Below are 10000 nucleotides of genomic sequence, written 5' to 3' on the forward strand. Positions count from 1 at the left end.
TCCTGGTGCTCGAACTTTTCGCGGTAGTAAGCGGTCTGTGCGGCGAAGTCCCAGTTGTTTACCTGCCGGGGTTTGTAGTCGTAAGCCATGGGTTACTTCCTCTTTCGGTCTGCGCGGGCGGCCGCGGTGTCTCCGGTGCGGTCCTGGTAGCGGATCCGCTTATCGGTGTGCGTCTCTGGTGTGTTGCGTGAGGCTTGCAGCTGCTGGTTGGCCTGTACGGCGAGGGCTTTCCAGAACCGGGCCTGCGTGGCGTTCCTGAGTGCCAGGGCCCGCCATTGCTCGAGGGTCAGGTTGTCTGTCGGCTTCTCACTGAGGGATGCCGGCGCATGGCTTGCTCGCGTAGTTCCGCCTCCTGCCGTGCTCGCTCGAGGAACTTGAGCATCCGTGTCTTTTGCGTTTCGTCCAGTGCCATAGCGGTTTCCTTTGGGAGTCACTTAGGGGCGTCTTTCACAAAGTCCTGTACTGCCCTGTCGAGCGGGTCCGGGTCGATGCCGAGCGGGCAGGTCAGCAGGTGTTCTGAGCTCTTGTTGAAGCGGTACTGCACGTCAAGGAACCCTGCTGCGCGGATCCGCTTGAGTCGGTCCGTGATGGTGTTGGGCCGGTTCACGCCTGCCAGGATCGCTAGGGCGTGGTTGTCGATGCGGGAGTAGCCTCGCTGCGTGGCGCTGGCGGCGACGTGGAGGGCTGTCTGCTTGTCCTGCTGGGAGAGGTCGGACGCTGTAAGAGCGTTGCGCCACACGGTCAGGGAGAAGTTGTTCAAGGCAACCCATTTCCGCGCTGCTCTGCGGCGGTTTGAGAGGCAGTAAGCCGCGCCGTCTTCCAGAGGGTTGTTGCGCTGTTCGTCTATCTCGACTAGAGTTAAATGCATATAGAGCCATTCCTTGATCGGGTGGTTTTGGGTAGCCGAAAGCCTCGAAAACTCAACGGTTTCCCCAGATATGAATTTGTAGTGTGGAGCCCCCGTTAGCGCGAACTAACGGGGGCTTTGCCATGCCGTGCAACACACACCAGTACTTCTAATTCTACCGAGCAGATAGCCCCAAACAGCCCGTTTTAGGTAGTTCTGGTAAAACTTTCTGGAAATTTGCGGTAGTATGTGCACTTTTCTTGAGGTTGGCGTGGTTCTGGTGAGGGTTCAGTGTCGGTGGCCTGGTCCCAGCCCTTCGGCAGCTCGCGTGACAATTCCGCGGGTAACGCATGAATGATTGAAAGAATCATCATTCCGTTTACGACGTCGGCCGGCCTCTGGTGACGGTTGGCTCTGTGGTGTCTACCGCGGGGGATTGGCGCCCTGGTGAGGCATGAGTGTCAGTGCTGCGCGTCGTCGGCTGTGCCGACCGCCGAGCGTAGCGAGGTGCCAACGCGCCTTATGCCCTTTTGCTTTTCTGAGCGCATCCGGAGCCTTGGCGGAGGATCGCGTTCGATTCCCCTGGTTTATCAGTCCAACCTGTTTCCTACCGTGCGTCGTTTTCCGCCCCGTTTGTGCTTTCTACCGGTAGGAAGCGGGGTGGGTGTGGCGCGGTTTTCCGGGGGAATCGGGGGTTTGAGTTTCTACCGGCTTTCGTGCTGCGTGGCACCCGGTAGAAGACACCCGTTCGGGCCTGTTTTGCGGCGGGGGTTCGTCTCTGGTGAGGGTCGAGTGTTCGTGCCGGCGGATTGCCAGGGATCACCGTGCGCCGTTGGTTGGCGACACGATTTTGATGAATGATTTTTAGAGCTCTCTCAAAAGCGAAAGGCGGCGGGTGCGCTGGGAGTCCGTGCCTACGTCACGTCTAAGGCTGCTGTTCAGTACCACCCCCGGACGGGACCAGGACGCCTACGGCGGCTGTATTTGCCCTAGTCAGCCCACAGGTAACGCTACGCTCCCTATATTAGATATCGGTGCAGGTTATGTAGGTTAGCTCTGCCTTGGTCCTGGTGGACTGAACCACGCTGGGAGAACCGGCTGGCACTGGGCAGGGAGGCGGCGGGCAGGGGCGTGCCTTGACGCTCCAAGGGATTAGTTTGGAGACTCAAGGCAGCGTGAACCGGCACCGGTGTAGGTGTGGCGTGTGGGTTTTCTAGCTGGTCAGCGGGTTAGTGACTGACAACGGCGGCATGTGTCCTGAACTCCGGCACGGGGTGGGTATACACCCTGGTGCTGTAGGCCGTGGCGTTCCTTCGATTCGGGGGATTGCTCGCACCCGTGATGGACCCTGTTTCAGGACTCGACATTGGAACCGGCTTTGACCCGGTGAGAAGCCGCCCGGGTTTACGGTACTTGGCTTAGCGTGTTTGGTTGGCCGCTGCAGAGTGTGTGGCAGCGACACGCGGGGTTGCCTTCCCGCGTGTTGGCTAGCTACCGGTTGGCGACGGTGCTAGGCTCGCATTATTCAATTGTGATTCGACTTCATGATCCCCCAGCGGTTGGCCCCGGCTGGGGGATTTGTCGTTTAACGGGCGTGTCGCGGGCCTCACGGGCTCCTGCCGGCTGACGGCATATTCTGGGGCTATGAGTAGCAACCGGCCGTCCTGGTCTATTGGTGAGGCCGCTGAGCGGTGCGGTGTGTCTAAGTCCACCGTGCGCCGTTACCGGGAGTCCGGGCGGTTCCCTGACGCGTTCAAGGATGATGCTGGCGCGTGGAAGATCCCGCTCACTAACCTCCTGGCGGTGGGGTGGGCTCCGGTCGATCCTGATAACCCTCCTGAGCCGCCTGAGAACGTCGCTGCGGAGCGTGTGCGGATGTTGGAGCTAGAGCTAGAGGTTGAACGCGCTAAGAGGGCGTCAGCGGAGCGTGTAGCGGCTATGGCGGAAACTCACCTGGAAGATATGCGGCGTGCTCTGCGTATGTTGGAGGGCGCTAAGCCTGCAACCACTGAGCCTGCTCGTGAGCCGCTCGTGAGCGCACCCACCGAGCAACCCCTACCCGAGGCCGTGAAAGCCCCGGAGAGCGCCGGGAAACGGCGCTGGTGGCAAAGGTAAAGCCCCCGCCATGGTGACGGGGGCTTAGGCCCTTGGGTTAGTCCTCTCCGCGCCTTATGAGTTCCCATGCGGCGGCACCTATGAGGATCGCTAGGGCGAGGGCTCCTAGCTGCTCAGCGACGCTCATGCGGCGACTCCGAGGGTGCGGCCGGTCATGAGTTCGTAGATGTCCTCGCACTCCGGGCACATAATCTCTGCCGGTGCCAGCAGGGTCACCCCGAGGGCTTCCCTGGTGTTTCGAGCGTCCTCGGTGGGGGCGCTGACGTGGATACTCTGCCCGCATACGGCCGGAACTGCATTGCCCGTCAGGATGCCGCGCTGCTTGAGCGGGGTGAGCACCCGGTGAACAAGGCGCATGTTCTCAAGCGTGCAGGTCGTGCCATTGTCAGAGTCTTGTGCCATCATGATGATCGTCCTTCTTTGAACGGTTGGACGCGGGGCTGGCGAGAATCTTGGTCGAGGATCGCCGGCCCCACTTCTGTTTATGGGTAGACACAGAAAAACCCGCTGAGCGTGGCTCAACGGGTTAGCTATTGCAATCAGGAAGCAAATGGGTATATTTGTTCCTGCAGCGACTACTAGTCCTAGTTGATGCCACAACCCCCGAGAGCCGGCAAGCTCTGCGGGGGTTTTACTGTGTTGGGAGCAAGTAAACACCAGCCCTGTGATTAGCGCAACACTCCTAGTCAGAGGGGGGTTGGCGTGCTATTGGTTACCCACTGAGTTAGGCAATGAGTATTCCTGAGCGTGTCCGGTGAGCGGGAGTTGAGTAGCGCACTGGTAGCGGGCGTGCTTGACTACGGGCCATGACAACACATCTTGCCCCAGCCCGCGCCGCCCGCCCTCCTATGGTCCTTGCCGGCGCTGTGCTGGCCGTCCTGCTTCCCGTCCTCGTATTCGCCGTCGCCATGCTCAAGGTGGGCGAGTTTGAGCTTGATTTGCTCCCGATGTTCGGCGGCGCCGCAGTGGGCCTGCTCCTGATGGGCGTGGGCTACCTCAAACAGATAGCCCACGCCTCACCTGGTGCCTAGTAGATGCCGGTATGCCAGTGAGCCGGGGTACTAAAGCGCCATAGACTGCAACCGCGCGATTTCCACGGCTGTTGCATAGGGCGTCGAGTTCTCCGTGACGTTGATCGGCCGCTGCTTCTTGATCGCGTCCACCAGAGTACTCATGAGTATCTTGTCCGAAAGGCTCGACTCGGCAGATGCGGGCGGAGCGGACCATTCATGTCGTACCGGCTGCTGCACGTTGTGGGTTATGTAGTTGTAGCCCACTGAGCCGCCCTGAGCGTACCCAGTGACACCACCCCCTGCCTTGAGGGTCGAGCGGAAGTCATACACTGCCCGCTGGCCGCCCATTGCCTTTACCTCAGCGGCCGTCAGGACGTGCTCACCGTTGGACAGTGCAAAGAGTCCTGCCGTGTCACTGGTTCCGCTGCCAGGGCCGAACACTGCGCCGCCTGTAGCAAGCCCTCCAACACCACCGTTACCCGAGTAGCCCTGATCCGACTTGCCCGTGTCGAGGTCGCGTGCCGTCCGGTTGGTGTGCTCGTGAATCGTCACGTAGGAATGCACCTGCCGGCCGTCCAGCTTGTCGAGCTCCGCGCCGGTCGATTCGGCCATGCGCTTAGCGGCGTCCGACATCCACGCCTCAATGCTGATGTTGTCCGGCACGCCGAGTACCTTGCGTGCCAGGGCTTCGGCCTCAGCCCCGGTAATACCCATGCCGTTCGCTGTAGCGATAAGGCTGTCATAGGTGCCCTGCAAGGATCCCTGCAACTCGGACTGTCCCAACCCCTCGCGGGCCTTGGCCTCAACTACGTCCATGCCGTTCTGCGCTAGGTCCTGGAAAGCGGAGTTAGCGGCCCGGCCGGCCTCAGTGGAGAGGTCGAAGTCGGTGGCGTTGTCGTTGAGCACGTCCCCTAGGGCAATGGTGCCGTTGGCGAGCTGACCGATCATCTCGTTAGCGGCGTCCACGGAATCTTCAAACGCGGCCGTGGCATCCCGGGAGGACATAGTGATTGTTCCCAGCAGGAACAGTGCTTCCACCACGTCCTCAAGGGATGCTGCTGCTTCCTCAGCTTCGCCGGCAACCTGCCCGATCGCGGTGGCGGTATCTTCGGAAGCCGCCGCGGCCGCAACCATTGCCTGCGGAGTCTCACCCATAGCCCAGTTCAAAAGCTCCTGGTCAGTCAGTGCCACGTTCGCGTTCGTAGCCACGTTCCGCAGAGCGTCCATGTATTCGGGGGAACGCTTCGCTACCTCGTCCAGCCCCACCCCTGACGCCTCGGCGGAATCAGCCATTGCCCGGAACCCCTGCGCGGCCATATCCAGCCTGCCGCCCGATACCGCTGCGGCTAGTGCCTGGTCCTGCTGCTTTACCGCGTCCTCCATGTAGTGAAAGCTGTTCGTAAGGCCGAACACGGTCGAGCCAAAGGACTGCATCTTGTCCTGGAACCCCTGATTTACGAGGCGGTTCATGGCGTCGCCGTAGGAATTGATCTTCCCGGTGAGGCGGTCCCCTTCCTCAAACTCAAGGTTGGCGAAAACATCATCTATCGCGCCGCTGTTGTCCTTGAGTCCCACAAGGGACTGGGAAAACTCCTCCACGGTTTTCGTGGCCGGCGCCATGCTGTCTTGGATGGATTTAGCAATGGTCAGGGCAATGAGAGCGCCCCCGGCAAGCCCTGCTGCCTTACCTACCTTCCCAAGCCCCGACGCGAGCCGGGGAGAGGATGCCTGCAAGGCGCGGAAGTGTCCCACCGTCTCAAACACGCGCGGCGCCAGTGCCAGGAACGCGCCGCCAGCAAGCACGCCCGCCCCTGCAACGCCTGCAATGCCTGTTGCGGCCGAGAGTACCGGCGTCGGAATCTGGCCGATCTTATCCACGAATTCCTCTGTGGACTGCACGAGGGAACGCAGCACGTCATTTGCGCCGGATCCGGATTTGAGGAACACGGTATCCAGTGAGCCGCCGAGCTTTTCGAGGTCGCCGGCGAGGTTATTTTGGAGCAGGCCGGCCGTTTCAGCGGCGAACCCTGCTTCGTTTACGGCGTCCTCCCATTCCTGCACGCCCGCAGCCCCCTCGGAGTAGAGCACTGACGCAGCTCGCACGGCGTCGGACCCAAAGAGGGTGCCGAGAGTCGCGTTACGCTGCTCACTGGTCATGTCCTTGAGGGCGTTCTGCAGCTCCCCGGCATACTCACTGAGGCCGATAAATTCGCCCTGCGAGTCATACGCGGACAGGCCGAGCTCGTCCATGAGTCGTGCCGCTTCGGCCGACTGCGGAGTAAGGCGCTGCAACATGCTCTTGAAGCTCGTGCCAGCATCCGAACCTGTGAGGCCGGCGGAAGCGAACGCGGCGAGTCCGCCCGTGGTTTCCTCAATGGTCAAGCCCACCTGGTTAGCCACGAGGCCCGCCTGATTTAGTGCCTGCCCCATATCCTGCACGGATCCCTGAGCCTTGCCCGCACCTGCTGCCAGCAGGTCGGCAATGTGCGGAATCTCGGAACCCTTGAGCCCAAACTGAGTCATGGAAGATGCGGCCAGTTCAGCGGCCGTGGCGACGTCGAGTTCACCGGCTGCTGCCAGGGAAAGCGCACCGTTCAAGCCGCCGTTGAGGATATCCGCGGTAGAGACGCCTGCCTTAGCGAGTTCTTCCACTGCCCCTGCAGCTTCTTCGGCTGAGAACGCAGTATCGGCGCCCGCCTCCACTGCGGCATCCCGCAGCAGGTCCATGTTGGCCGCTGACTCGTGCGTTGCTGCCTGCACGCCGGACATTGCCTTATCGAAGCTGGCGAACGTGCTGACGGCCTTACCGAACCCGGCAACCAGCGTCCCGCCTGCAATCATGCCGGCCTTGCCTACGCCCTCCATTGCTTCGCGGTTCTGCTGGGCGAACCGGCTCGCACCTGTGGCGAACCCCTGGGCGGCGTTCTGGGCTTGTCTAAAGCCCGCGACCATACCCGAGGCGTTCGCCTGCAGGTTGACCGTAATTGTTCTTGTTGCCATACCTAATTCCTTTGCCGTGGAAAGTAAAAAGGGCTACCCGGTCGGGTTGCCCTTGTGTTTGAGTCCGTTGATGTAGCCCTGAGATATGTCCGGATCCGCCATAAGCTGTGCGAACCGGGCCGGGTCATAGTGCGGGGAGCAAAAGTGGTGGCCTGCCTCGTGGGGTAGCTCAGTCACAACCCGTCGAGTCTCAGTGCCGGCCATGCAGAAAACGACTTCCCCGAAACCGGCCGTCTCGAACCGGAAGCGCCAGTGGTGGCGCGACGGAATGTCCGCCTGAGCTACCCTGGTGCCGCCGGCCCTACCCCTGCGCCTACTCGTCGTCATTGGCTATGCGCCAGCCCAACGCAGTAAGAGCCTTTGGTGTCAGCCCTAGAGCTTCGGCCGCGTACCGGCATTCCTGAGCAACCCACGCTGAGCCTTTGCTGCCGAGTAGCAAGCTCTCGTAAGCCACCAGCAGCGCCACTGTGCCCTTAGCTGTCTCGTCCCACTGGGTAGCCTGCGGAGAGGTCCAAAGCTCCTCCCACCGGGCTTGCTCGTTTGCATCCCACTCACGGCTTGCCGGCATCTCCGGCACTTCGTCCTCACAGCCACCAGCGGGCAACGTGATTAGTGCCTGCCGTATGGCTTGGTTAGCCTGCCGGTATGCCCGCGAGTTGGGCTTGGTCATGTTTCTGGGGGCGCCCATGCGGGCTCCTTTCGGGTTCGGATTCGGGTTGAGTGGTTGACAAACATCCGGCTGACCTCCCCGGCGGTCTTTCGTGGAGGTTGCTTTAGGTCCTCCCCCCTGGGGTGTTGGGGTGTTCTTTGCCGTGTGTGTGCTCGTGGTTTGTTCAGTGGGTTAGCTCGTGCTGTGTCTGTGGGTTAACTGGGCCTAGCCCGCTCCTGTGGCGGCAGTGAGCGAGCTAGGCGGGGTGTTGCGGGTGTTGGTTAGGCTGCGGCGGGGGTTCGGGTGTTCCGTTCGTATTCCTCGTCGGCTGGATCCACCTCGAACTGTCGGATGCCGCCGGAGTTGGTAACTTCCTGCTTCCAGTACAAGGGCTCGGGTCGCGGGTAGGGCTTGTGGTCCTCGAGTGCTGGTGCTGCGATGGTTGCGCCTGCCTTGATGAGTGCGGCCCAACGTCCGCCGCGGCTGTTGTTCTCGTTGTCCCATGCTTCCCAGATACGGCGCCGGTGTGCCTTGCCGGCGTCCACGGCGAGGGAGAACAGGGCGTCGTTGTTACTCATGGGGATGCCGGCGTGCTTGGCTGCGAGGCTGAGCACCGGGAGCATGGCGTCGAGTCGCGTGTATTCGACTGCTGCTGCTGCCCATGCCCTGCGCTGTGCGTCGCTGGCTTCCATGAGGGTTACGGGGTCGGCGTCGGGGTCCACGGTTGTGCAGAGCTTGGTGAAGTCCTGGGCGAGTTTGTTGAACTGGGCGCGGAACGTTTCGTAGTTCGCGGCCGCGACTTTCTTGTACTCGTTGTAGATGGGGGTGAACACTGCGTCTGCTGTGCGGTTGCGTACTTCTGCCCGGGCCTGGGCGCCGACGTGCTGCACGAGTGCTTCGGTGTGCAGTGCCCTGACTTCTTTCATGCTGGCTTTGCCGGTGAGCGCGTCGATGAGGTCAGCGCGTGCGGTGCTGTCCTGGTTGAACTCGCGCCACCGTTCTACGAGTCGGTTGTATTCGGTGGTGGTGGATCCGCCTGCAGCGGCGATGGTCTCGACGTCGCTGAGGAAGTTGCTGAGGTACATGCTGTCTACGTTTGCCATGTGGGTGTGTCTCCTGTTTTGGGTTGGTCTAGTTGAAGCGGGGGTCGGGCTCGTTCAGCGCGGCCTCAAAGCTGGTGGCCCACTGGGGGCGGGTCAGGCTGGTGCTGATGCGTCCGCCGGTGGCGATTGCGGCTAGGGCTGCGTCGTTGTTGAGGGCAACGGGTGTTGCGCCCCACGGTTCGTTCCCTGGCCCCTCGTGTACGTCAATGCCTTGCATGCCGGCCTCGACTAGCTCTTTCGTTGTGTGGCAGGTGCAGTAGCCTCGCTGTGCTCTCATGCGGGGGTGTTCTCCTTGTGGTACTGGATCGCGTCAGCGATTTGGGTTGCAACGCGGATTGCTTCTTCGATGGGGAGGATGCAGCGGAACTCGTCGCGGGTGAATATCGTCACGGTGGGTTCTGTGCCGCCGCCGGGTGTTTCTTGCAGACTGGGCCGGGCGAAGGTGTTCTCGGCTAGGTCGTGGTTCTTGAGGTAGAACCGTTCCTGCGCGGTGAACAGGCTGTAGAGGTTGGCGAATGGTCGGCTCACGGTTGGGGCTCCTGGTGTCGTTCGGTGGCGTCTACGAGTTCGTCGCTCAGTCGGAGTGCTTCGGTGAGCGGGAGTAGGGAGAGGATCTGCCCTGCCCTGAAAACGGCGACTGCCGGCTCTTTCCCGTGGGGGCCGTCGATGTGTGCGGCTCGGGCGTAGGTTTTGCGGGCGTTGCGGTGGTTCCGTTGGTGCATTGCGGGTTTCCCGGTGAACGGCATTACTTCTCCTGGTTGAGCTGGGCGGTGAGGTTCGCTAGTTCCTGGTCGAGCTGGCTGCGTTCGGCTAGGGCTGCTTCGGCGCGTAGTGCGCGTTGCTGCCAGCCGCGGGCGAGTAGTAGTGCCTGCTGCCCTGCCCGGGTGGTGATGTGCAGTTGCCGCTCTATCTCTCCGCGGGTGAGCTCGTGGGGTTTGCGTGTCGGTTCGGTGTTGGTCACTGGTTCCACGTCCTGGGGTGGTTGGGGCAGGTGTCCTGGTGGGCGTAGGTGACGGTTTCCTGTCCCATTGAGCCGCTGGCGTCGTACTGGGGTACGGATACGCACTGGTCGCATTGGGAGGGCCACACGTAGCCTTCTGGCATGCTCACGCGGCGGTGTCCTGCAGCTCGGCGCCGGCCATGCGTGCGCGGCCTTTCCAGTACCGGGTTAGCTCTTCCTGGTGCTCGAACTTTTCGCGGTAGTAAGCGGTCTGTGCGGCGAAGTCCCAGTTGTTTACCTGCCGGGGTTTGTAGTCGTAAGCCATGGGTTACT

At 61.7% G+C, this 10000-nt stretch carries 13 protein-coding genes; 2 read left to right on the forward strand and 11 right to left on the reverse strand.

All coding sequences use genetic code 11. The features are described from left to right. Positions 1-430: 430 nt before the first annotated feature. Complete coding sequence (locus AC5RUF_RS15885; RefSeq protein WP_494131227.1) at positions 431-868, reverse strand: hypothetical protein; 438 nt, start codon at positions 866-868, stop codon at positions 431-433. A gap of 1623 nt (positions 869-2491) precedes the next feature. Here AC5RUF_RS15885 and AC5RUF_RS15890 point away from each other — a divergent pair. Then, the gene (locus AC5RUF_RS15890) at positions 2492-2962 is read left to right on the forward strand and encodes a helix-turn-helix domain-containing protein (RefSeq protein ID WP_494131228.1); all 471 of its coding nucleotides are present in this window, start codon (positions 2492-2494) and stop codon (positions 2960-2962) included. Positions 2963-3085: 123 nt separating this feature from the next. Here AC5RUF_RS15890 and AC5RUF_RS15895 read toward each other — a convergent pair whose 3' ends face one another. After that, positions 3086-3319: a hypothetical protein gene (locus AC5RUF_RS15895; protein WP_494131229.1), complete on the reverse strand. Its 234-nt coding sequence runs from the start codon at positions 3317-3319 to the stop codon at positions 3086-3088. Between the two features lie 449 nt (positions 3320-3768). On the opposite strand from AC5RUF_RS15895, the gene AC5RUF_RS15900 reads away from it, so the two are divergent. Further along, entirely contained in the window at positions 3769-3993 is a 225-nt protein-coding gene (locus AC5RUF_RS15900) for a hypothetical protein (protein ID WP_494131230.1), read from the forward strand. 30 nt (positions 3994-4023) lie between these two features. Here AC5RUF_RS15900 and AC5RUF_RS15905 read toward each other — a convergent pair whose 3' ends face one another. The 9 genes from AC5RUF_RS15905 to AC5RUF_RS15945 all read right to left on the reverse strand — a co-directional run bounded on the left by AC5RUF_RS15905 (position 4024) and on the right by AC5RUF_RS15945 (position 9992). Beyond that, the gene (locus tag AC5RUF_RS15905) at positions 4024-6975 is read right to left on the reverse strand and encodes a phage tail tape measure protein (protein ID WP_494131231.1); all 2952 of its coding nucleotides are present in this window, start codon (positions 6973-6975) and stop codon (positions 4024-4026) included. A 33-nt stretch (positions 6976-7008) separates the two neighbouring features. After that, positions 7009-7152 (reverse strand): hypothetical protein, encoded by a 144-nt coding sequence (locus AC5RUF_RS15910; protein ID WP_494131232.1) that lies wholly within the window; start codon positions 7150-7152, stop codon positions 7009-7011. A gap of 136 nt (positions 7153-7288) precedes the next feature. Beyond that, positions 7289-7663 carry a phage terminase small subunit gene (locus AC5RUF_RS15915; RefSeq protein WP_494131233.1) on the reverse strand — a complete coding sequence of 125 codons (375 nt, stop codon included), beginning with the start codon at positions 7661-7663 and terminating at the stop codon, positions 7289-7291. A gap of 242 nt (positions 7664-7905) precedes the next feature. Continuing rightward, positions 7906-8727 carry a hypothetical protein gene (locus AC5RUF_RS15920; RefSeq protein ID WP_494131234.1) on the reverse strand — a complete coding sequence of 274 codons (822 nt, stop codon included), beginning with the start codon at positions 8725-8727 and terminating at the stop codon, positions 7906-7908. 28 nt (positions 8728-8755) lie between these two features. Next, entirely contained in the window at positions 8756-9004 is a 249-nt protein-coding gene (locus AC5RUF_RS15925) for a hypothetical protein (RefSeq protein WP_494131235.1), read from the reverse strand. Then, on the reverse strand, positions 9001-9255 hold the full coding sequence (locus tag AC5RUF_RS15930; RefSeq protein ID WP_494131236.1) for a hypothetical protein: 255 nt from the start codon (positions 9253-9255) through the stop codon (positions 9001-9003). The genes AC5RUF_RS15925 and AC5RUF_RS15930 overlap by 4 nt, the downstream gene beginning before the upstream one ends. A gap of 217 nt (positions 9256-9472) precedes the next feature. Further along, a complete protein-coding gene (locus AC5RUF_RS15935; RefSeq protein ID WP_494131237.1) occupies positions 9473-9697 on the reverse strand; it encodes a hypothetical protein in 225 nt (74 codons plus the stop codon). After that, positions 9685-9837, reverse strand: coding sequence for a hypothetical protein (locus AC5RUF_RS15940; RefSeq protein WP_494131238.1), 153 nt, complete (start codon positions 9835-9837; stop codon positions 9685-9687). The genes AC5RUF_RS15935 and AC5RUF_RS15940 overlap by 13 nt, the downstream gene beginning before the upstream one ends. After that, entirely contained in the window at positions 9834-9992 is a 159-nt protein-coding gene (locus AC5RUF_RS15945) for a hypothetical protein (RefSeq protein WP_494131239.1), read from the reverse strand. The genes AC5RUF_RS15940 and AC5RUF_RS15945 overlap by 4 nt, the downstream gene beginning before the upstream one ends. Positions 9993-10000 lie beyond the last annotated feature (8 nt).

The organism is Arthrobacter sp. Y3224198 (assembly GCF_059090025.1).

Bases quoted from the DNA above. Each gene is read 5' to 3' on its own strand.
- AC5RUF_RS15885 (WP_494131227.1), bottom strand. From the start codon at position 868: ATGCATTTAACTCTAGTCGAGATAGACGAACAGCGCAACAACCCTCTG.
- AC5RUF_RS15890 (WP_494131228.1), top strand. From the start codon at position 2,492: ATGAGTAGCAACCGGCCGTCCTGGTCTATTGGTGAGGCCGCTGAGCGG.
- AC5RUF_RS15895 (WP_494131229.1), bottom strand. From the start codon at position 3,319: ATGCGCCTTGTTCACCGGGTGCTCACCCCGCTCAAGCAGCGCGGCATC.
- AC5RUF_RS15900 (WP_494131230.1), top strand. From the start codon at position 3,769: ATGACAACACATCTTGCCCCAGCCCGCGCCGCCCGCCCTCCTATGGTC.
- AC5RUF_RS15905 (WP_494131231.1), bottom strand. From the start codon at position 6,975: ATGGCAACAAGAACAATTACGGTCAACCTGCAGGCGAACGCCTCGGGT.
- AC5RUF_RS15915 (WP_494131233.1), bottom strand. From the start codon at position 7,663: ATGGGCGCCCCCAGAAACATGACCAAGCCCAACTCGCGGGCATACCGG.
- AC5RUF_RS15920 (WP_494131234.1), bottom strand. From the start codon at position 8,727: ATGGCAAACGTAGACAGCATGTACCTCAGCAACTTCCTCAGCGACGTC.
- AC5RUF_RS15925 (WP_494131235.1), bottom strand. From the start codon at position 9,004: ATGAGAGCACAGCGAGGCTACTGCACCTGCCACACAACGAAAGAGCTA.
- AC5RUF_RS15945 (WP_494131239.1), bottom strand. From the start codon at position 9,992: ATGGCTTACGACTACAAACCCCGGCAGGTAAACAACTGGGACTTCGCC.